The organism is Campylobacter concisus (genome assembly GCF_002913045.1).
Lineage (GTDB): Bacteria > Campylobacterota > Campylobacteria > Campylobacterales > Campylobacteraceae > Campylobacter_A > Campylobacter_A concisus_AP.
The window spans coordinates 225,909-247,741 of the sequence record NZ_PPAF01000035.1; the positions used below are offsets into that span (position 1 = coordinate 225,909).

Annotated in this window: 24 protein-coding genes; 19 read left to right on the forward strand and 5 right to left on the reverse strand. The window is 36.4% G+C overall.

Features of this window, described 5'->3' with window-relative positions:
- Window positions 1-112 precede the first annotated feature (112 nt).
- Window positions 113-2,494: a heavy metal translocating P-type ATPase gene (locus tag CYP43_RS05115; RefSeq protein ID WP_103582735.1), complete on the forward strand. Its 2,382-nt coding sequence runs from the start codon at window positions 113-115 to the stop codon at window positions 2,492-2,494.
- Window positions 2,494-2,724, forward strand: coding sequence for a cbb3-type cytochrome oxidase assembly protein CcoS (ccoS, locus tag CYP43_RS05120; RefSeq protein WP_103582736.1), 231 nt, complete (start codon window positions 2,494-2,496; stop codon window positions 2,722-2,724). Before CYP43_RS05115 ends, ccoS begins: the two co-directional genes overlap by 1 nt.
- On the opposite strand, the gene CYP43_RS05125 is transcribed toward ccoS, so the two are convergent.
- The 3 genes from CYP43_RS05125 to CYP43_RS05135 all read right to left on the reverse strand — a co-directional run bounded on the left by CYP43_RS05125 (window position 2,721) and on the right by CYP43_RS05135 (window position 6,968).
- Entirely contained in the window at window positions 2,721-4,358 is a 1,638-nt protein-coding gene (locus CYP43_RS05125; protein ID WP_103582737.1) for a DNA polymerase III subunit gamma/tau, read from the reverse strand. The two genes, ccoS and CYP43_RS05125, sit on opposite strands and share 4 nt — an antisense overlap.
- 313 nt (window positions 4,359-4,671) lie before the next feature.
- Window positions 4,672-6,102 carry a type I glutamate--ammonia ligase gene (glnA, locus tag CYP43_RS05130; RefSeq protein WP_103582738.1) on the reverse strand — a complete coding sequence of 477 codons (1,431 nt, stop codon included), beginning with the start codon at window positions 6,100-6,102 and terminating at the stop codon, window positions 4,672-4,674.
- Window positions 6,103-6,188: 86 nt separating this feature from the next.
- Window positions 6,189-6,968, reverse strand: a complete 780-nt coding sequence (locus CYP43_RS05135) for a histidinol-phosphatase (RefSeq protein ID WP_103582739.1) — start codon at window positions 6,966-6,968, stop codon at window positions 6,189-6,191.
- A 135-nt stretch (window positions 6,969-7,103) separates the two neighbouring features.
- Here CYP43_RS05135 and CYP43_RS05140 point away from each other — a divergent pair, with 135 nt between their 5' ends.
- From CYP43_RS05140 to rplS, 17 genes are all read left to right on the forward strand, one after another.
- Entirely contained in the window at window positions 7,104-7,862 is a 759-nt protein-coding gene (locus CYP43_RS05140; protein ID WP_103582740.1) for a chemotaxis protein, read from the forward strand.
- Window positions 7,862-9,121 (forward strand): peptidase U32 family protein, encoded by a 1,260-nt coding sequence (locus tag CYP43_RS05145; RefSeq protein ID WP_103582741.1) that lies wholly within the window; start codon window positions 7,862-7,864, stop codon window positions 9,119-9,121. Before CYP43_RS05140 ends, CYP43_RS05145 begins: the two co-directional genes overlap by 1 nt.
- Window positions 9,118-9,612 (forward strand): 5-(carboxyamino)imidazole ribonucleotide mutase, encoded by a 495-nt coding sequence (purE, locus tag CYP43_RS05150; RefSeq protein WP_103582742.1) that lies wholly within the window; start codon window positions 9,118-9,120, stop codon window positions 9,610-9,612. The genes CYP43_RS05145 and purE overlap by 4 nt, the downstream gene beginning before the upstream one ends.
- 12 nt (window positions 9,613-9,624) lie before the next feature.
- A complete protein-coding gene (locus tag CYP43_RS05155) occupies window positions 9,625-10,098 on the forward strand; it encodes a DUF3972 domain-containing protein (RefSeq protein WP_087584427.1) in 474 nt (157 codons plus the stop codon).
- A gap of 3 nt (window positions 10,099-10,101) precedes the next feature.
- Window positions 10,102-10,521, forward strand: coding sequence for a GyrI-like domain-containing protein (locus tag CYP43_RS05160; protein WP_103582743.1), 420 nt, complete (start codon window positions 10,102-10,104; stop codon window positions 10,519-10,521).
- Between the two features lie 5 nt (window positions 10,522-10,526).
- Window positions 10,527-12,065 carry an AbgT family transporter gene (locus CYP43_RS05165; protein WP_103582744.1) on the forward strand — a complete coding sequence of 513 codons (1,539 nt, stop codon included), beginning with the start codon at window positions 10,527-10,529 and terminating at the stop codon, window positions 12,063-12,065.
- A gap of 18 nt (window positions 12,066-12,083) precedes the next feature.
- Window positions 12,084-12,944, forward strand: a complete 861-nt coding sequence (glyQ, locus tag CYP43_RS05170; RefSeq protein WP_103582745.1) for a glycine--tRNA ligase subunit alpha — start codon at window positions 12,084-12,086, stop codon at window positions 12,942-12,944.
- A gap of 6 nt (window positions 12,945-12,950) precedes the next feature.
- Complete coding sequence (locus CYP43_RS05175) at window positions 12,951-13,673, forward strand: Nif3-like dinuclear metal center hexameric protein (RefSeq protein WP_103582746.1); 723 nt, start codon at window positions 12,951-12,953, stop codon at window positions 13,671-13,673.
- A gap of 17 nt (window positions 13,674-13,690) precedes the next feature.
- Window positions 13,691-14,398, forward strand: coding sequence for a zinc ribbon domain-containing protein (locus tag CYP43_RS05180; protein WP_054196578.1), 708 nt, complete (start codon window positions 13,691-13,693; stop codon window positions 14,396-14,398).
- An 8-nt stretch (window positions 14,399-14,406) separates the two neighbouring features.
- The gene (gene waaA, locus CYP43_RS05185; protein WP_103583038.1) at window positions 14,407-15,543 is read left to right on the forward strand and encodes a lipid IV(A) 3-deoxy-D-manno-octulosonic acid transferase; all 1,137 of its coding nucleotides are present in this window, start codon (window positions 14,407-14,409) and stop codon (window positions 15,541-15,543) included.
- On the forward strand, window positions 15,540-16,298 hold the full coding sequence (locus CYP43_RS05190; protein WP_103582747.1) for an RluA family pseudouridine synthase: 759 nt from the start codon (window positions 15,540-15,542) through the stop codon (window positions 16,296-16,298). Before waaA ends, CYP43_RS05190 begins: the two co-directional genes overlap by 4 nt.
- A gap of 62 nt (window positions 16,299-16,360) precedes the next feature.
- Window positions 16,361-17,701: a signal recognition particle protein gene (ffh, locus tag CYP43_RS05195; protein ID WP_103582748.1), complete on the forward strand. Its 1,341-nt coding sequence runs from the start codon at window positions 16,361-16,363 to the stop codon at window positions 17,699-17,701.
- Between the two features lie 73 nt (window positions 17,702-17,774).
- Window positions 17,775-18,002, forward strand: a complete 228-nt coding sequence (gene rpsP / locus CYP43_RS05200) for a 30S ribosomal protein S16 (protein WP_009293992.1) — start codon at window positions 17,775-17,777, stop codon at window positions 18,000-18,002.
- Window positions 18,002-18,244: a KH domain-containing protein gene (locus CYP43_RS05205; RefSeq protein WP_072594183.1), complete on the forward strand. Its 243-nt coding sequence runs from the start codon at window positions 18,002-18,004 to the stop codon at window positions 18,242-18,244. Before rpsP ends, CYP43_RS05205 begins: the two co-directional genes overlap by 1 nt.
- Window positions 18,237-18,767, forward strand: coding sequence for a ribosome maturation factor RimM (rimM, locus tag CYP43_RS05210; RefSeq protein ID WP_103582749.1), 531 nt, complete (start codon window positions 18,237-18,239; stop codon window positions 18,765-18,767). Before CYP43_RS05205 ends, rimM begins: the two co-directional genes overlap by 8 nt.
- Window positions 18,764-19,456: a tRNA (guanosine(37)-N1)-methyltransferase TrmD gene (trmD, locus tag CYP43_RS05215; protein ID WP_103582750.1), complete on the forward strand. Its 693-nt coding sequence runs from the start codon at window positions 18,764-18,766 to the stop codon at window positions 19,454-19,456. The genes rimM and trmD overlap by 4 nt, the downstream gene beginning before the upstream one ends.
- An 8-nt stretch (window positions 19,457-19,464) precedes the next feature.
- Window positions 19,465-19,821, forward strand: coding sequence for a 50S ribosomal protein L19 (gene rplS, locus CYP43_RS05220; RefSeq protein WP_021090978.1), 357 nt, complete (start codon window positions 19,465-19,467; stop codon window positions 19,819-19,821).
- Window positions 19,822-19,983: 162 nt separating this feature from the next.
- On the opposite strand, the gene CYP43_RS05225 is transcribed toward rplS, so the two are convergent.
- Both CYP43_RS05225 and tgt read right to left on the reverse strand, forming a co-directional pair.
- A complete protein-coding gene (locus CYP43_RS05225) occupies window positions 19,984-20,682 on the reverse strand; it encodes a CorA family divalent cation transporter (protein ID WP_103582751.1) in 699 nt (232 codons plus the stop codon).
- A complete protein-coding gene (tgt, locus tag CYP43_RS05230) occupies window positions 20,672-21,802 on the reverse strand; it encodes a tRNA guanosine(34) transglycosylase Tgt (RefSeq protein WP_103582752.1) in 1,131 nt (376 codons plus the stop codon). The genes CYP43_RS05225 and tgt overlap by 11 nt, the downstream gene beginning before the upstream one ends.
- Window positions 21,803-21,833 lie beyond the last annotated feature (31 nt).

Here is a 21,833-nt window from a genome sequence, read left to right on the forward strand (position 1 = left end):
GTGCCTATTTTTGTAGTTTGTCTGCCATAAAATTTATGTATTTAAATTATGGTGCATAATAGGCATGTGATGCAATAATATTGGTAAAAATTTTAGATAAAAGAAAGTAAAAATGCCACAAAGTAGATGTGCTCATTGTAGATTAAAATTTGATGAAAACGTGATGATCTCAAATGAAAGTGGACTTAAATTTTGCTGTGTTGGTTGCAAAAGCGTTTATGAAATTTTAAATGAAAATGGGCTTAGCGAGTTTTATGAACGTCTTGGTAAAAATACACTTACACCGGCGAGCAACGGTGCAAATATCAAAAATTTAGCTGTAAATTTTAGCGAGCTTGTGACAAAAGAGGGCAAGTTTAGTCAAATTTTATTTTTAATTGATGGTATCACTTGCTCAGCTTGCATCTGGCTACTTGAAAAGGCACTTTTTAGCTTGCCTGGCGTCTTGGAGGTAAATATCAACTCGCTTAATCAAAAAGCGGCCATTGTTTTTGATGAGCAAGAGCTTTTAATAGAGCAGATAATTGAAAAAATTTATGCCGTTGGCTACGTCCCAAAGCCATATGCTACGAGTCAAAAAGAGGACGAGCTAGCTAAGAAAAGAAGAAAATTTTACACAAAAGCACTAGTTGGTATCTTTGCTACGATGAATATTATGTGGCTAGCTATTGCTCAGTATAGTGGGTATTTTAGTGGCATAAGAGGCGACATAAAAGATATATTAAGCTTTGCGCAGTTTGTATTAGCAACGCCTGTACTTTTTTATACCGGTAGCGAGTTTTTCAAAGGAGCAAAGATAGCCATAAAAAACGCTTCGCCAAATATGGATCTGCTTGTTATCACCGGAGCTAGCATAACATATATCTACTCGATTTATGCGATGTTTACGAGGAGTGGCGAGAGCTATTTTGACTCGGTTGCAATGATCATCACCTTTGTTTTTATCGGTAAATTTTTAGAAATTTTGGGCAAGAAAAAGGCGCTTGAGACTTCAAATTTCTTAAATGATATGCTGCTTGTAAAGGTGTGCGTTTTAGAAGATGGTAAGGATATTTTAAAAGAGCCAAGAGATGTAAATTTGGGCGAAAAGATCGTGCTTAGATCAGGTGAGAGGGCGCTGCTTGATGGAGTAGTGCTTAGTGGCGAGGCAAGCGTGGATAGCTCAAGTCTAACGGGAGAGAGCCTGCCTGTGACCTTGGGAGTGGGGCAAGAGGTAAAAAGTGGCGTCATTTGCCAAAATGGACAAATCATCTACGAAGCAAAGAAAATTTTTAAAAATTCTTATCTAAACCAGCTTATAAATTTGCTCCAAAATGCAGAGCTAAAAAAGCCAAATATCGAGCTAGTAGTCAATAAAATCGCTTCTAAATTTTCTCTTAGCGTGCTGACGTTAGCATTTTTTACATTTTGGTTTTGGTACTTTAAATTTGGCTTTTCAGAAGCTATTGTCACGGCTGTTAGCGTCATCGTGATCGCTTGTCCTTGTGCGCTTGCGCTTGCCACGCCAGTTAGTAGTGTCTGTGCCCTTGGTGTGGCCTTTAAAAATAGAGTACTTTTTAAAGAGGCTAAATTTTTTGAAAGCCTTGCAAAGTGCGATGTGGCAGTATTTGACAAGACCGGTACGCTCACAAAGGCAGAATTTGAGGTTAGTGATTTTTTCATAAAAGAGAGCATAAGCTTAGATGAAATTTATTCGCTAGCTCTTATATCAAATCATCAAATAAGCGTGGCAGTGGCTAAATTTTTAAAGCAAAAAGGCGCAAGGAAAATAGAGCTTAAAAATACAAATTTAAGCGTGGCAAAGGGTGTTGAGGCTGGAATTTCAGGTAAAAAATTTTATGCAGGAAGCAAACGATTTTTAGTCGAAAATGGTATTAGCTTTGATGAAGCTGAAGAAAATGTGAGCTTTTTTGTGGGTCTTAATGGCGAGTTAGTGGCGAAATTTTATCTAAAAGATAGTGTAAAACCTGAAGCAAAGGCTTTGATAGACGAGCTAAAGAGCGCTGGCATGAAAGTATATATCTTAAGTGGCGACGTGCAAAAAGTGGTAAAAAATGTGGCAGATGAGCTTGGCGTGAGTGAGTTTAGAGCAGAGATGTTGCCTGAAACGAAAGCTAAATTTATAAGCAAACTAAAAGAGCAGGGCAAAAAGGTGCTAATGGTAGGAGATGGCATAAACGACGCAGCAGCACTTAGCCTTGCTCATGTTGCCATTTGTATGGGAAGCGGGGCGGCAATAAGCTTAGAAAGAAGCGATGTAGTGCTACTTGATGATAGTTTAAAAAGTCTAGCAAAGGCCATAAAAATCTCAAAATTTACTTACAAAACGATAAAGCAAAATTTGCTTTTTTGTCTTCTTTATAATGTTCTTGCTCTGCCATTTGCTGTGTGTGGCTATATCATACCGCTATTTGCTGCGCTTTTTATGTCACTTAGCTCGCTAAGTGTTATCTTAAACTCGCTTTATATTGCTAGAAAATTTAAGGAAAAATAATGGATAGCGCGACACTTGCGATGCTAGTTTTTATCTCAGTTTTGATGGGAGCATTTTTGCTTTTTGGTGTGCTTTGGGGGATAAAAAATAAACAATTTGAGGACTACCGAAAATTTTTAGACGGAGCAAATTTAGATGATGAAGATACACTAAATGAAGCTTACGAGTTAGAGCTTCGCAAAAAAGAAGCTCTAAAAAAAAGAGCAAAATCTAATAAAGATAAAATTTAGCTCTCAATCGTTGGCTCGCCAAAAAGTCTATTAGCTTCTTTTAGAACCCCTTGTTCTCTTTGCCTTTGAAGCTCTTCTGGTGTTTTTGGCTCTTTATTTAGCATCAAAGCAAAGTTATTTTTCTCGTTTTGAAGCTCGCCTTTTATCTCTGTTTTTGGCTCATTTTTAGTTTCAACGTTATTTGCATTTAGTCTTGAAATTTCCTCATCAAGCTCGTCTAATTCGCTTTTTTCATTATTTTCTAAAAAGGCTTTAGGCATCTTAGTTTGTGCTTTTTGCTCATCGCTCTTTGCATTTACTATCTTCGCATTTTGTCCAAAAAGCGTACGCAATATCTCATTTAAAATTTTCCAATTTTTCTTAAAATATTCAAGATTTTCATCTTTTGCATTTACTATCAGTCCAAGCTCATTGTTATTAAAGAAGCTAAATTCTACAAATTCTTTAAAAAACTCGCCAAGATCGTAATTTCTATCATAAATTTTTGTTAAGAAGAGTTCGTATGGACCTTGCATTTTAGCAGGAGTTGCTTGGCTTTTTTGAGTGATGACTTCTGTGATTTGAGTGGAATTCTCGTTATTTTTTGAGATCACTTCATTAATAGCGTCATCGATATCTTGTAAATTTAGAGCTTCTATCATCATAAAAAGCATTAGCATTAGTACAAAGCCATTGTCGCTACTTACATTTAGCATACCTTTAGCTTGTGCCAAAATCCTAAAAAATCTCTCATAAACAAGTAGTGAAATTTTTGAGTCATTTTCTATAAATTTTTGCTTTAAATTTGCCAAAATTTCATCTATTATCATCTCAGGATCATAGCTTTCAAGTTCGCTTACAAGCACTCTGATAGCATTTTTATCATGATTTAAAACATGAGTTATTATATCTTCGATCTTTTCTGGATCAAGAAGTCCTAACATCGATGCTACGCCATTTGCCGTGACATTATTTGCTCCGTAAATGATAGCTTGATCAAGAAGCGTCAAAGTATCTCTTAGCGACCCTCCGCCACTTCTTGCTAAAATTTCAAGTGCCTCTTTTTCGTAGCTAATGCCTTCTTTGCTTAAAATAAACTCAAGATGTTTAATGATGCTGTATCTGCTTATTTGCTTAAACCTAAAATGCTGTGTTCTTGAAAGCACCGTTGTTGGGAGTTTTAATGGATCAGTCGTCGCTAGGATAAATTTTACATAGCTTGGTGGCTCTTCAAGTGTTTTTAAAAGAGCGTTAAATGCCTCTTTGGTTAGCATATGCACTTCATCGATTATAAAAATTTTATATCTTGCCATTGCTGGAGCATATTTTGTTTGCTCTATTAGCTCTCTTATGTCATCTATCTTTCTGTGGCTAGCAGCGTCCATTTCGATGATGTCCATATGTCTTGACTCATTTGCCATTATGCATTGTGGGCATACTTCACATGGTTTTGAAGTAGGTCCTTTTTCGCACACTAAAGCTTTTGAAAATATCCTAGCACTTGAAGTTTTACCACTGCCTCTAAGCCCAGAAAATAGATATGCGTGGCTTATGCGACCCTCGTCAAGTGCATGTATTAGGCTTTTGCTAACTGCTTCTTGACCTATGAGCTCGTCAAAATTTTTAGGGCGATATTTTAAAGCTAGTGCTTGCAATGCGGTATCCTTTTTATAAAGTTCAAGGATTTTATAAAAAAAGGCATAAATTTATGATTATTTATATATTTAATTGGCTTTAAAATTTTTTATTTTAGTTTAATGAGGGCGGATAAATTTTTATATGTTTGCATAAAATTCATAGTGTATTTACAAAAAATAAAAAATATCCCTTTTTATAATGATCCATAGCTGTATAGATTTAAAATTTATAATAAAAATACATAAAATTTTATGTTAAATATTTTGTATTTTTGTATTAATCGTGTTTGGTATAAAAAGCCTTGGCATGTGTGCCAAGGCAAAATTTAGATTAGCAAGAGAAACAAGTTTTAAACTCATAAGCGGTTGGGCGCGCTTCGTAAGGCCAAACTTGAGTTTCAAATTTGAAGTGTTGATAGGTATCTATGAAAAGATCGCTCATTATCGGTTTTAGGTATTCGTTATCGCGGATAAGCGCTTCAAGGCTGCCACGGAGTGTGTGTGGGAGCTGCTCGATGCCGCGCTCTCTGATCTCATCTAGGTGAAGTTTAAATAAATTTTCATCCATCGGGCCAACTGGCTCGTATTTATTTTTAACGCCGTCAAGGCCCGCCATTAGCATTGCCGAGAAGGCTAGATAAGGGTTTGCTGTGCTATCTGGAAATCTCATCTCGGCTCTAACTGACTTTTCGCCTGAACCATAAGGTATGCGGATACTTGCTGAGCGGTTTTGGCTAGAGTATGTTAGGATAGATGGTGCTTCAAAGCCAGGGATTAGGCGTTTGTAGCTGTTTGTGCTTGGGTTAGTAAAGGCGGCAACGCTTCTTGCGTGTTTTAAAACGCCACCGATGTAGTATCTTGCGAAATCACTTAAATTTGCGTAGTTGCCCTCTTTATAGAATAAATTTTTACCATCTTTCCAGACTGATTGATGCACGTGCATGCCGCTTCCGTTATCGCCATAAAGTGGTTTTGGCATAAATGTAACTGTTTTGCCATTTAGGTGAGCGACCATGCGAACGACATATTTATAAATTTGAACATTATCGGCAGCTTCTACTAGATTGCCAAATTTCACGCCGATCTCACCTTGTCCTTGAGCGACTTCGTGGTGTCCTAAAAAGACTTCAAGACCAACTTGCTCTAGAACTTGCATCATCTCGGCTCTTAGATCTACCATGCTGTCGATTGGCTGAGTCATCAAGTAACCGCCTTTTCTGCGTGGGCGATGACCTGTGTTATAGCTATCTTTGAAGTCAGTAGCATCGTTCCACTCGCCTTCTTCGCTATCTACTTGATACATCGCGCAGTTTGGACTATCGATGATTTTGACATTGTCAAATACAAAAAATTCATTCTCAGGGCCAAAATATGCCTCGTCACCAAGACCGCTATCTTTTACGTACTGCATTGCTCTTTTGGCTATTGAGCGAGGGCATTTCTCATAAATTTGACCTTTGTAAATGTCGTAGATATCGCAAAAAACAACAACTGTAATATCAGAAGTAAATGGGTCTAAAAATGCAGTTGTAGCTTCTGGCTTCATTATCATATCGCTCTTATCAATCGGTTGCCAGCCATGCATAGAGCTAGCGTCCATTGGGATGCCATTTATGAAATTTTCTTTTGTAACAGCTTTTATGTTGTAGCTAATGCTATGCCAAGCACCACCTAAATCAGTAAATCTAAAATCTACAAATTTGACTTCATTTTCTTTACAAAAATCAAAAAAATGATCTATATTTTGGACGAATTTTCCCATTCTTTTCTCCTTCTGGTTTTTAATTTTCGTATTCTATCATAAAACCTAATATTTAAGATTAAATTTATATTTTATTTTAACCCGATCTAAAATTTTACTAATTCTCTATCTCTATTTTTAAATATTGCACACTTTGAATAACCCAAATCTCTAGCTATTTGCTCGCAAATTTCACCATTTTTACCGATATCTTCTTTTGCGTGAGCATCTGAGCCAAAGGTGATAGTTATATCTTTTTCGGCCATTAGTTCAAGTAAATTCAGGCTTGGATATTGCTCGCCGATAGGTTTTCTAAAGCCAGCGGCATTTATCTCAACAACTAAATTTGCTTCTTTTATCGCATTTACTGCATTTTTAGCCAAAATCCTAACATCCTTTTTTGGCAAAAATTTAAAAAGTTTTAAAAGATCGATGTGCCCCATAATGTCAAATTTGCCAAGCTTAGCCGATCTTTCTACATGATCAAAATACTCTTGCCAAATTTGATCCAAGTCTTTGCCCTCGTAGCCACCGATAAATTCTGGATTGTCAAATGCCCAGCCATTAAAAAAATGCACAGAGCCTATTAGATAATCAACCTTTCTAACAAAAACTCGCTCATCCATAAAACCATCTAAAAAGTCCATCTCATAGCCAAGCAAAATTTCTATCTCACCGCTAAATTTATCTCTTAAATGTAAAATTTCGTCTTCATAGCCTTGCATTTCATCAAAGCTCATTCTGTAAGCTTCATCGTAGTTCATCGGTGCATGATCGCTAAAACCAAAGTATTTTGTGCCAGCTTTTATGGCATTTTGTACATACTCTCTTGGCTCGCCAACTGCGTGCTTGCAAAGTGGCGTATGGTTGTGAAGATCGACGGTCATTTTTAGCCTTTTAAGGTCGTTTATTTTTAAAAATGCTATCTAAAAATTTATAAATTTAAAGATAAAAGTATTGCCTTTAAACTTACTTTTTATTTAAATCCTATATAATCAAGCCAAATTTTATTAGGAGCTTTTATGACCCAAGAGGAACTTGACGCACTTATGGCAGGTAGGCTAGATGATGAGTTAGATAATACTAAAGAAGATGCTGGCCAAGAGGTTGCGGACGTCAAAGGGGATACGGACGAGGTAACAGAAGTTGCAGAAACAATCGATACTAAAGATGAGCCACAGTCAAAATCAGAAAGTAATTCAAAGAATGCAGAAAACTACAGAGTAAGTGCAGATGGCGTTTGGCCACCACCACCACCAACGGAAGATCACAAAATGGTTCATCAGCTTGATGACGTAACAAGAGATAGCGAAGAAAAAGCTACTCAGATGTTTGATAAGCTTGAGACGATAAATAACTTTTTTATGGACGCTGAGAGCGATTCAAATAGCTTAAAAGATGCGATAAACTCAAACATCGAACTATTTACGACACTAAGTCAGAAATTTCCAAATATTGCCGCATTTAGCGAAGCTTTGGAGAAAAACAACGCACTTCTTGGTACGGTTGATAACATCATCGGGAATTTACAAATGGGACAAGATGAGATCATGATGGCTATGGATATGATGCAGTATCAAGACATCCACAGACAAAAGATTGAGCGTGTTATCAACGTTATGAGAGCACTTAGCAAATATATGAATACCTTGTTTGAAGGTAAAATCGACGATGATAAGCGTGTTAGCTCTGCTGTTCACATCGCTGGTGATACAACGACTGAAAATCTTGTCAGCAACGATGATATCGAAGCCTTGATAGAAAGTTTGGGTAAAAAATAGTGCTAAAAAGGCCTGAGCTTTTATCTCCAGCTGGAAATTTAACAAAACTTAAAATCGCCCTTGAGTATGGAGCCGACGCTGTTTATGGCTCGGTGGCTAGCTTTTCACTAAGGACTAGATCGGCGAGGGAATTTAACCTTGAAACATTCAAAGAGGCGATAGACTACACACATGCAAAGGGAAAGAAATTTTATGCGACCATAAATGCTTTTCCTTTTAACTCTCAGATCGAGCCACTAAAAAGGCACTTGCAGACTATCTCGGCTATGAAGCCAGATGCCTTTATTATCGCAACTCCAGGCGTTATGAGTTTAGCAAAAGCCATCGCTCCTGATATCGAGATACATCTCTCAACTCAGGCAAACGTTATGAATGCGCTTGATGCAAAAATTTATCATGATATGGGTGCAAAACGTATCGTCGTAGCACGCGAGATGAACTTAAAAGATGTCATAAAGATAAAAGAAGAAATTCCAACTCTTGATATCGAAATTTTTGTACATGGCTCAATGTGCTTTGCCTACTCTGGCAGGTGCCTAGTAAGCTCAGTTCAAAGCGGACGTATGTCAAATCGCGGCAGCTGCGCAAATGATTGTAGATTTAAGTATGAACTTTACGCTAAAAACGAAGAGAGTGGCGTGCTTTTCCGCTTAGAAGAGGATGAAAACGGCACTCATATTATGAACTCAAAGGATCTTTGCCTCATCTCGCACATCAAAGAGATCGTTGATAGTGGTGTAATAGATAGCCTAAAAATAGAAGGTCGCACAAAGAGCGAGTACTACGCAGCTTGCACGGCAAGAGCCTATAAAATGGCGATAGATGACGCCATGGACGATAAATTTGACGCACAAATTTATGAAAATGAGATAAATACACTGAAAAATCGCGGCTTTACAGACGGCTACTTGGTGCATAGGCCTTATGAGAGAATAGATACGCAAAATCACGTTAGTAGCCTAGAAGAGGGCACACATCAGGTAAATGCCATAAGCGAAGATGGCGAATTTTTTAAGTGTAAATATAAAATTTTTCCAGGCAATAGCTATGAGATCGTGGCTCCTACTGGATCGGTTATAGAAGATGGTGAAAATGAAATCTCAAAGATTTATTCACAAGATGGTAAGAAATTTATCAAATTTAAACAGCTTATAACTAAAAAAGGTAAAGTTATGAGCGAAATTCATAGTGGCAATGAAAACGAGATAAGTCTTGGTGTCAAGCTGCCAAAATTTAGCTTTTTGAGGGAGAAAATATGAAATTTGTTTCTATTATAATGGGAAGTAAGAGTGACTATGAGATAGTTAGTGAGGTGGCAAAAACTCTTGAAAAATTTGGCGTGAAATATGAGTTGATAATAAGCTCAGCTCACAGAAGTCCAAAAAGGACGAGTGAGTACGTTGCAAATGCTGAGAAAAAGGGAGCAAAAGTCTTTATCGCAGCTGCTGGTATGGCGGCTCACCTAGCTGGAGCTATCGCTGCAAATACAACAAAACCAGTGATCGGCATACCAATGGCAGGTTCGGCCCTTAGCGGTGTTGACGCACTTTACTCAACTGTGCAAATGCCAAGTGGCATGCCAGTGGCGACCTTAGCTATCGGCAAGGCCGGTGCTATAAATGCAGCCTATTTGGCGGTGCAAATTTTAGCTCTTGAAGATGATAGTCTGGCAAGTGCTCTAAAAGCCGATAGAGAGGCGAAGATAAAGGCTTTAGAGGAAGACTCTTCAAAGGTTGAAGTGATACTGTAAAAAGGAGAAGCGGTGCAGACCTATCTTGGAGTTGATGAATTTTGCAAACTTGTGCACTTAGAGCGTGAAGTTATCGAAGATATGATAAATCGTGGCGTTTTGAAAACCAAAGAGGAAAATGGAGAAATTTTGATAGAAGCGAGCGAAGGAACGATGAGCGTGGTGCCTAGTGTTTCGCAAAATTTATCTATGCAACCGCAAGGCCAAGATGGTATCAGCTTTGTTGAAAAGACGATTGGAACGATATTAAATTTACACGAAAAGGTGCTTGACGCAAAAGATGAGACGCTTGAAACCTTAAGAAATGAGAATAAATTTTTAAAAGAGGCGCTCATTTCGATGCAAGAGCTCTATGATGAAGATAGAAAAACGGTCGAGACGCTTACAAAACAGCTTAAAATTTCACAAGATGAAGTTGAATTTCTAAAACGAAAATACAAACTCATGTGGAACCAAGCGGTTGAAAATTTTAACGGACAAAAGTAGTTTATGAAGATTATAAATTTAGATGATAGCTTTGAAATTTACGGAGTAAAAACTCGCACTAAAAATGAAGATGAGATAGGCGGCAAGAGTAAAATTCCAGCTTTATGGTCTAAATTTATGAATGAGTACTATGATGGCAAAAGTGAAATTTATAGCGTTTACTGCAACTATGAAAGCGATCTTAACGGACATTACGATAACTTCATCGGCACAAGATCAAGCCACAAAAGTGATGAAATTCTAGGGATAAAAAGTGGCAAATATGCCGTTTTTACTTTTGCAAGAGAGCCGCAAAACGTAGGAAAATTTTGGGGTAAAATTTGGAAGTATTTTGAAAATAGTGAGCTAAAAAGAGCCTATGAAACGGACTTTGAGCTTTACGGCAGCGATGAGATAAAAATTTTTATATCTATTTTAGGTTAGAAAAAATGAATAAAAAAAACAATAGTTCAATCTTAAGTTTTATTGAAAATTTTGGTAATAAATTACCAAATCCAACTATGCTTTTTATCTATCTTTCGATTATTACGATAATAATATCGTTTGTGCTAGAAAAGATGGGCGTTGGTGTAAGCTATCAGGCTATCAAAGATGGACAAATATCACAGCTTAATGCAAATGTTATAAATTTACTTTCTGCTGATAGTCTTAGATCTTTTGTTTCGTCTGTGCTTAAAAATTTTACTAATTTTTATCCTTTGGGAGTAGTTTTTGCGATTATTCTAGGTATTGGTATCGCAGACAAGTCTGGACTTTTGTCAGCACTTATGACAAAGATTGCCTTAAAATCTTCCAAAATATGGGTAACTCCAATCGTTATTTTCCTTGGTGTAATGTCAAATGTTGCTTCCTCGGTTGGCTATGTTGTGCTAATCCCGCTTGGAGCTATTTTATTTGCTGGATTTGGTCGCCATCCAATTGCTGGATTAGCTGCTGCTTTTGCTGGTGTTAGCGGCGGCTGGTCGGCAAATTTATTAATCGGTACAAATGACCCGATGTTTGCGGCATTTTCTATGCAAGCAGCTAGCGTACTAAATCCGGATTATGTGGTATTAGCAACTGCAAATTGGTACTTTATGATCGCTTCGACATTTTTGATCGTATTTGTTGGCTGGTTTGTGACAGATAAAATCGTAGAGCCTAGGCTTGGCAAATTTGATTTTCTAGGTGATTTTAGCCTGAAAGAGCATAGTGGGATAAGTGTAGAGCAAAAACGTGGCTTAAAATTTTCACTAATAGCGTTAATTGTTTTTGTGATTTTATTGCTTGTGGCTATTTTGCCTTCTGGTTCTTTATTTGGAGCAAAAGGCAATGAAAGCTTTATGAAATCTACTTTTATGCATTCTATTGTTGTTTTTATGATGTTGCTTTTTATAGTGGTAGGTGTCGCTTACGGCGTAGGTGCTAGGAGTATAAAAAGTAGTAATGACGCCATAAAATTTATGGAACAATCTATTTCTGAGCTATCAGGATTTTTGGTTTTGATATTTTTTGCAGCCCAGTTTACATATCTTTTTAATACCTCAAATATTGGGCTAGTGCTTTCTATAAAAGGTTCTATTTTTCTAAAAGAGGTCGGACTAACTGGACTTAGTCTTATCATAGTTTTTATTTTCTTGATCGCTTTTATAAATTTATTTATAGCTGTTGATTCTGCAAAGTGGGCGATGATGGCTCCAATTTTTGTACCAATGTTTATGAATCTTGGACTCTCACCAGAGCTTACACAGGCTGCTTTTAGAATAGGCGACTCTACTACAAATATCATAACTCCTTTGATGCCGTTTTTTGTTTTGATAGTAGCTTTTATGCAAAAATACAATAAAGAGTTAAAAATAGGATCAGTGGTTTCTATTATGCTTCCTTATACGGTTGCATTTTTAATTTCTTGGACAGCGCTAATGTCATTTTGGTACATTTTTGATCTACCGCTAGGGCCTGGTGCGTTTATACACTATGTAAAGTAAAATTTTAAAAGGAAAGCAATGACATTTTCACAAATAATATTAACCCTTCAAAACTATTGGCAAGAGCAAGGTTGTGTTATACTTCAGCCATACGACATGCCAGCTGGTGCTGGTACTTATCATCAAGCGACATTTTTAAGAAGCCTCGGACCAAAGCCATGGGCGACTGCATATGTAGCTCCAAGCCGCCGTCCGACTGATGGCAGATACGGCGAAAACCCAAACCGTCTAGGCGCTTATTATCAGTTTCAAGTGCTCATAAAACCAAGTCCAGAAAATATCCAAGAGCTTTATCTAAAAAGCCTTGAAAAGCTTGGGTTAAATTTAAAAGATCACGACATCCGCTTCGTCGAGGATAACTGGGAGAGCCCGACTCTGGGCGCTTGGGGGCTAGGCTGGGAGGTCTGGCTAGATGGCATGGAAGTGACGCAGTTTACCTATTTTCAGCAAGTGGGTGGCATCACATGCGAGCTGATCTCTGGTGAGATAACATATGGCCTTGAACGTTTGGCTATGTATCTCCAAGATGTAAATAGCGTCTATGACATCGTTTGGGACGACTCTAATGGCAACATCGTAACCTACGCCGACGTGCATAAACAAGGCGAGTATGAGTGGAGCAAATATAACTTCGAAGTAGCAAATGTTGATATGCTTTTTAACCAGTTTGAAAACGCATTTAACGAGTGCAAACGCTGCTTAGAGTCTAAAATTTCACTGCCAGCTTACGACTACTGCATGCTTGCGGCTCACACATTTAACGTCCTTGACGCGCGCGGAGCGATTAGTGTAACGCAAAGGCAAGACTACATCCTAAAAATTCGAGAGCTTGCAAAAGAGTGTGCGCTAACTTATAAAGAGAGCCTAGAGCAAAAGTAAAATTTTATGAAAATAGCTGAAATTTATAAAATTCTAGATGAAATTTGCCCGTTTGCGAGCCAAGAGTCTTGGGATAATAGTGGCCTTCAAGTTGGCTCATTTGATAGCGAATTTGAGCAAATTTATCTAAGTCTTGATTTGGATAGCGAACTTTTGCAAAATGTCTTGCCAAATTCGCTCATTATTACTCATCATCCGCTCATTTTTAAGGGGCTAAAAAGCTTAGACTACAGCCTTTATCCAAGCTCACTCATAAGAGAGATGATGATAAAAAATATCTCGCTCATTTCGCTTCACACAAATGCCGACCTTGTCTTTTTAAATGAAAAATTTGTGATGCAGGTTTTGGGGCTTGAAATTTCAAGTAAAGAGGGCTTTTTGATCTATGCTGATGTGAAGATAAAATTTAGTAAGCTTTGCAAATTTGTAAAAGAAAAACTTGGACTAGAAAATTTAAGAGTAGTTCATGCAAAAGATGAAATTTCTAAAATTTGTATCTGTACTGGAAGTGGCGGAGATCTCATCCAAGATGTCAAAGCAGATGTCTTTTTAACGGGTGATCTAAAGTATCATCAAGCTCTTTATGCAAAGGAAAATGGGCTAAATTTAATCGATATAAATCACTATGAAAGTGAACGTTATTTTGGTGATTTTTTAGCAAAATATTTGCAAAATCTGAAAATTGAAGTTATAATACGCAATTCTAAAAATCCATTTACATATTGCTAACAAAAAAAGGAAACATTATGAATAAATACTTACAACAATTAGTTGAATTATCTGATCTTGATAAACAAATAGATGGCTTTATACCACGCATTCAAGACATAGAAAAGGCTTATAAAAATATAGAAGAAGAGTGCGAAACCATAACGGTTAATATAGAAAGACTAGATGAAGAGGTAAATGACCTAAAATCTCAAAAATCAGGCACAAATGCTCATATTGCCGAGTTTAGTGCAAAGATAAAAGATGTAGCCAAAAAAAGCTCAAGTGCAAAAAGTGAAAAGGAGATAAAAGCTCTAAGTCTTGAAGAAGATATTGCAAAAGAGCAACTTGAGGCTGCAAATGAAGAGATTGCTAGACTTGAGAAGCTAATAGATAGTAAAAATAGTCAAAAAGATGAGCTTGGTGCAAAAAAAGCTGAACTTGAAGAGAATTTAAAAAATATAAAAAGCAAAACTTCATCTGAACTTGAAAATATCGGGAAAGAACGTGAAGAAGTTTATGCTAAAAAAGACAAGCTTATCGCCACTATGAATCAAAAAATTCTCGCATTTTATGAAAAAATTAGAAAATGGGCTCATAATACGGCTGTTGTTCCTGTAAAAAAACAAGCTTGTTATGGTTGCTTTATGCAGATAAACGACAAAACTTTCTCTGCTGTTATCAAGGGCGAAGATATCGTTACATGTCCGCATTGTGGCAGAATTTTATACAAACAAGAGCAATAACACATTTCGTGATAATAATATATTACTTTCTAGCCTCAATACTCTATCTCTTTGGGGCTATCTTTTTATTTTTTTTAAGTTTTAAAAAAAAGTATCACAAGTCGATTCCAGCACGTTTTTTCCTCTTTAATAATCCAAAATTTCAAGACGCAGATGTACATTTTCACGCTTGCTCATTTGGCGAGGTGCAAGCACTCAAGCCTTTGATGCAAAAATTTGATAGTAAAGCTATAAGCGTGGTGACAAATACAGGCTTTGAAGCGGCAAGTAAAATTTGCTCTAACGCGAGATTTTTACCGTTTGAAATTTTCTTGCCATTTTGGCTAAAAAAGAGCAAAATTTTAGTAATTTTTGAGGCTGAGCTTTGGCTTATGCTAGTTTTCATGGCAAAGCTAAAAGGCAGCCGCGTGATACTGATAAACGCTAGAATTTCAGATAGAAGCTACAAAAGCTACTTAAAATTTGGCTTTTTTTACAGATATCTTTTTAAATTCATAGATAAAATTTACGCTCAAAGTGAGCTTGATAAAGAGAGGCTAAAGTCGCTTGGTGCAGGTGAAATAGAGGTCGTTGGCAACATAAAGGCTGCGTTTTTGCCAAGCGTGAGTAAAATTTATGAAAAGCCAAAAGCTAGGGTGATCGTGCTGGCAAGCACGCATTTGGGCGAAGAAGAGATGATTTTGCAAAATTTAAATTTAAAAGAAAATGATCTTTTAATCATCGCACCACGCCATCCTGAGAGGTTCGCAGAGGTTGAGAAGATAGCAGGCGACTACGCTAAAAAGCATGACTTTAGCTTTGCGAAATTTAGTCAAACGTATAAATTTGAAGCTAAAGTAAATTTGCTTGACACTTTAGGTGAGCTTGTAAATGTCTATGCTATTAGCAATATAGTCGTGCTTGGAGGCAGTTTTGCGCCAAATATTGGTGGGCATAATCCAATCGAGTGCGCACAATTTAACCCAGTGATAATAAGTGGCGAGTTTATATTTAACCAAAAGGCGTTATTTAGCCTAGTTGAAAACATCTATATCGCAAAAGCAAGCGAGATCAGTGGCATAATAGATAGTGATGCTAAAAAGAGCAAGATCGCTGTGCAAGCAAGTGCTGATGCGATCATAGAAGATATAAGGAGCACTTTATGAGCGAAGAAAAAGCGTATAAAATTTTAGCCAAACAAAAAAATATCTCAAACAACGAGGCAAAGGAGCTAATAGATAGCGGTCTAGTCTATGCTAAAGGCCAAAAAGTGATGATAGCTCGAGCACTAATGAGTGAAAATACCAAATTTAGCGTCGAAGAGATGCCAAAGCCAAGCATTATTTTTGAAGATGAAAATTTAATAGCAATCAGTAAGCCAGCTGCCATAACTAGTGAAAAAATTAGTCAAATTTATAAATTTCCACTCCTTCACAGGCTCGATAAGGACACAAGCGGCGTGTTGCTTCTTGTAAAAAATGATGAATTCGCAGCACTTGCCATAAATGAATTTAAAAAGATGAAGGTTGAGAAAATTTACGTGGCCGCAGTTAGGGGCATCATGAGCGAAGAAGTGGTCGTAAATGAGCCGATCCTAACGATAAAAAATAAAAATGGCGCCATTTCAAAGATATCAAAAGATGGCAAAGAGGCTATCAGTGAAATTTCGCCTCTCATGGTTGTGGGTAAAAAAACGCTGGTAAAAGTTGCCATAAAAACAGGCAGAACGCACCAGATAAGAGTGCATTTGGCTAGTTTAAATTTACCTATCGTTGGCGATGAGAAATACGGCAAAAATAGAGCAAATAGAATGTTTTTGCATGCCTATTCTATCGCTCTTTTAAACTATAAATTTAAAGCGCCGATACCAAAAGAATTTAACTCTCTTGGATTTGAGATATCTAATAAATTTGAAATTTAAAGAGCAATAAAGAAATTATTTAGTAATATACGCCCTTTAATAACAACTTAGAAAGGTGATTAGTGTTTGAACAAATTAGCGAGTCTTTTAGATTAGCCGTTAGCAAGATACGTTTTGTAGATGACGAAAAAGCTCTAAAAAACGCACTTGACGTGCTCAAAAAAGCTCTTTTAAAAGCTGATGTTCACCATAAAGTCACCAAAGATCTACTTGCGTCTATCGAAAGCGAACTAAAGCAAACTGGCGTAGGCCAAAAGAATTTCTTAGATGCGATAAAGTCAAATTTAACGACTATCTTAACAGCTCCTGGCAACCAAGGCTTTGTCTATGCACCAGTTGCACCGACTATTGTTTTGATGGCTGGCTTGCAAGGTAGTGGTAAAACAACGACAACTATTAAGCTTGCAAACTATCTAAAGCTAAGAAAGAAAAAAGTTTTAGTTGCGGCTTGTGACTTGCAAAGATTGGCGGCGGTTGAGCAGCTAAGACAGCTCTGCGTTGCAAATGAGATCGATCTTTTTTATATAGAAAATGAAAATAACCCTATAAAAGTAGCAAAAGAAGCGCTAGAAAAAGCAAAAAGCGGTCTTTATGATGTGCTTTTAGTGGATACCGCAGGTCGTCTTGCGATCGATGAGAAGTTGATGCAAGAGATAAAAGATGTAAAAAATGCGATAAATCCACATGAAATTTTCTACGTAGCTGATGCTATGAGTGGACAAGATGCCGTAAAAACAGCTACAAGTTTTAATGAAATTTTGGGAATTTCTGGAGTTATCCTTTCTAAATTTGACTCTGACTCAAAGGGTGGTGTAGCTATTAGTATTGCAAAACAGCTAAATATTCCACTTAGATTTGTTGGCACTGGCGAGAAAGTAGCTGATATCGAGAGTTTTATACCAGACCGCATCGTAAGCCGTATAACGGGTGAGGGCGACTTAGCTACTTTAGTCGAGAAAACATCGACTATTATAGATGAGAAAGAGGCAAAACGTCTAAATCAAAAGATAAAAAAAGGTCAATTTAACTTTAATGACTTTTTAGATCAGATGGAGAGTGTTAAAAAGCTTGGCAGTATGAAGTCTTTGATTGGGATGATACCTGGTCTTTCAAATATTGCAAATCAGATAAAAGATATAGATCTTGACAATTCAAAAGAAATTTTACATATTAAGGCTATGATAAACTCTATGACTAAAAAAGAGCGTGAAAATCCTGAACTTTTAAATAATAGTAGAAAAAGACGTTTAGCGACTGGCTCTGGACTTTCTCAGGTAGAAGTAAATCGTTTTTTAAAGCAGTTTGAAAATGCCTCAAAACTTGCTAAGAAATTTTCAGGAAAAGGTGGAGCAAAAGGACTTGCAAATATGCTTTCTCAAGCAAATTTAAAAAGACCTGTTTGATAAAAGGGTTTAAATTTGGATATTTGTTATCTAAATTTAAGCTTTATTTAAAAAACAAGAGGAGAAATATAATATGGCAACAGTAGTAAGACTAACAAGAATGGGACGTAAGAAAAGACCTTTTTATCGTATAGTTGTTACAGATAGCAGAAAAAGACGTGATAGTGGCTGGATAGAAAGTATTGGCTATTACAACCCTATGGTTGAACCAAATGTTATAAATTTTAATAAAGAGAGATTAGATTACTGGAAAAGCGTTGGTGCTAAACTTAGCGATAGAGTTGCACAAATTACAAAATAATGGTTAAAAATTTTTTATACGAATACGCCAAGTTGATTGCTGATTTTCCTGATAAAGTAAGTGTTGATCGTCAGGAACTTGGTGAAAATTTTGCTGAGATAATTATAAGTGCTGATAAGGTTGATACGGGAAAACTTATCGGCAAAGATGGCAAAATGATAAACGCTATAAAGACCGTTATTATTGGTTGTAAAGCCAAAGATAATACAAGCTATAGAGTAACGGTAAAAGCTATTGAGTAGTAATATTGTTGAAGTCGCTACCATCGGAAGATGTGTTGGTTTAAAGGGCTACTTAAAGCTTCACAATAAGAGCGACTTCCCAGAACAGTTTAAAAAAGGTGCAACCTTTTTTGACAAAAACAATGATCAGCTGACCATAAAAGACTACAATAGACAAAAAGAGCTAGTGTTGTTTGAAAATTTTGATGACTTAGACCTTGCTAAAACACTTGTAAATAGAACCATATATACCACAAAAGAGCTTACTAGAAAAAACTGCAAATTAAAAAAAAATGAATTTTTTCAGTTTGATATTATTGGATTAAAAGTTGTAGAAAGTGGTGAAATTTTGGGTATTGTAGAAGATATCCAAGATAATTTTGCAAATTCACTTTTATACATAAAAACTGATGAAGAGCTTACCTTGGGTGGTAAACCAAAGAATTTTTACGTTCCATATTTGGAGCATTTTATCGAAAGCGTAAATTTGGATAGTGGAGAGATTTTGGTAAAAGGCGCTAGAGATATTTTAGAAAATTCATGAAATTTACATTTATTACACTTTTTAAAAATTTAGTCAAACCTTATTTTTTTGATTCTATTTTAAAACGTGCAATTGGTAATAAATTTATTGAAATTGATTTTATAAATCCAAGAAATTTTACTAAAGATAAACATAATAAAGTTGATGATTATATGATCGGAGGCGGAGCGGGACTTTTGATGTTTCCACAGCCTTTGGATGAGTCGATCAAATTTCTAAAAGAAAAAGATAAAAATGCTCATGTGATATTTTTAACGCCAGCTGGTAAAAAATTTAATCAAAATGATGCAAAGAGGCTTTCTAAAAAAGATCACATTTGTTTTGTTTGCAGTAGATATGAAGGCTTTGATGAACGAGTTGTTGAGCTTTGGGCAGATGAAGTTTTTTGCATAGGCGATTTTGTTTTAACTGGCGGAGAGCTTCCTGCGCTTTGTATAAGTGATGCAATATCAAGAAATATACCTGGAGTTTTAGGAAACGATATGAGCCTTGAAGTTGAGAGTTTTGAGAATAATTTGCTTGAAGCTCCATCTTTTACAAAGCCTGATAATTTTAGATCAATCTTTGTGGTTTCAGAGTTTTTAAAGGGTAACCATGCTAAAATTCACACTTTAAAAAATAAGATGGCTCACTGCAAAACAAGGTTCTTTCGCCCTGATTTATATCAAAAGCTTAAGCCACATAAATAAGGAAAAACATGAGAAATAAATACATTGAAGCATTTGAAAACGCTCAAATTGCTAGTAAAAATATTCCTGACTTCCGTGCAGGAGATACATTGCGTGTTGCTACTCGTATTCACGAAGGCGATAAAACTAGAATTCAAAATTTTGAAGGTATTTGTATAGCTAGACGTGGTAGCGGTACTGGCGAAACATTTATCATCAGAAAAATCGGTGCTAACAGTGTTGGTGTTGAGAGAATTTTTCCAATTTTTAGTGACTCAATCGAAGAAATAAAAGTTCTTAGAAAAGGTCGTGTTAGAAGAGCTAAATTATTCTATCTACGTGACCTTCGTGGTAAAGCTGCTAAGATCCGCGAACTTAGAAAATAATTCTACTATCTGTCCTGAAGTCTATTCAGGACTTTTAATCTTCTTTTTAAATTTAATTTTTTAAATATTTTTTTGTTTTTTAATATTAAAAAATCTATTTATTTTATTGTTTTTACCGCTTGGCTATAAAAATTTAAAATATATACTAAATTTATTTATTTTCTACTTCTTCTTATTTGTATACCAAAATAAAAAAACAACACAACAAAGAATCACTCCAAACATTATTGACACAACTATCATGGTGGCATTTTTAGTTTCACTAAATGGCAAGCCTTGTGTATTCATGCCAAAAAACCCAGTTATCAGATTTAGTGGTAGCATTACAGCTGATATCATTGTTAAAATGTAAATGTTTTGATTGATTTTGTCATTTTTTATACTTTGTACAAATGTGTAAATATCATCGATTCTGCAGGCATATTCATTGGCCATTGTTCTAAAAACATTTGACTCATGAGTACTATTTTTAAGCTCTTTTTTTAAATTTTGTTGCTCACTTTGACAAATCGAAAGTGTCTCATAAAAGTGAGATATCTTGTTTTGAAATTTTCTAATCTCGTATTTTAAAAAGTGGTGTCTTTTAATAAATTGATTAAAGTTTTTTCGACTAGCATAAATTTTTTCATACTCATTTAGCTCATCTTGATGCTCTAAAATTTTATTTGCATATTCATTACATAGTTTTTTAAGGGCCGCTTCAAACTCGTTTTTATCGCATTCGTGATCAAGATCTTCTTTATAAATCTTGCCATTTTTAAATAAAAATTTATAGCTTTGCTTTTGTGTGAAAGAAACAAGCAAAATATAGTCGTATTCATCGCCATAAAAATATCCACAAACTGAACTTTTATAGCTCATTTTTTACCCTTTTAGCATAAAAATTTTTCTTAAATTTGGCAAATTCGCCTCTTTCTATCGCCTCTCTCATCTCTTTCATCAAATTTAGATAGTAGTGCAGGTTGTGAAGGCTTGCTAGCCTAAAAAATGTGAGCTCTCTTGCCTTAAAAAGGTGATTTAGATAGCCTCTGGAGTAGCGTTTGCAGGTATAGCACTGACACTGCGGGTCAATTGGCGCGTGGTCGTTTATAAATTTAGCTGATTTTATATTTATCTTGCCAAAGCTAGTAAAGAGCGTGCCGTTTCTTGCGTTTCTTGTTGGCATGACGCAGTCAAACATATCAACGCCTCGCTCCACGTTTTCTACGAGATCCTCTGGCGTGCCAACGCCCATTAGATAACGCGGCCTTAGCTCATCCATAAATGGCATAACCGCCTCAACAGTGTCATACATCGCCTCGTTGCTCTCGCCAACGCTTAGTCCTCCTATTGCAAGGCCATCAAATGGCAGCTCATTTAAAGCTTCGGCGCAAAATTTACGTGCCTCATAATCGGTGCCTCCTTGAACGATGCCAAAGATATTTTGCTGTAAGCCAACGCCCTTGCTTTGCATAAATTTATGATAATCAATCGCCTCTTTTGCCCATTTTATCGTTCGTTTTATGCTTAGATCGATTCTTTTTGGCTCAGCAGGCAAGGCGACCAGATCATCAAGTATCATCATAATATCGCTGCCTAGATCGTACTGCGTGTCAAGGACGGATCTTGGCGTAAAATAGTGCGTGCTGCCGTCGATATGGCTTTTAAATTTTATCCCACCATCGTCGTTTTTGGTGTTTGATCTAAGCGAGAATGCCTGAAATCCACCGCTATCTGTTAAAAAAGAGCGCTCAAACTTAGAAAATCCATGAAGCCCGCCAAACTCGCGCACGACCTTGCTACTAGGGCGCAGATACATGTGGTAAGTGTTTGCTAAGATTATCTTTGCGTCTAAAATTTCACTCATATCAAAGGCGTCTAAGCTTTTAACCGCGCCAACCGTGCCAACTGGCATGAAAACTGGCGTTTGTATAACGCTATGGGCAGTTGTTAGGATACCACGCCTTGCGTTTCCATCTTTTTTTATAACTTCAAATTTCATTGTTATCCCTTATTTTTTGATTTTTTATTTT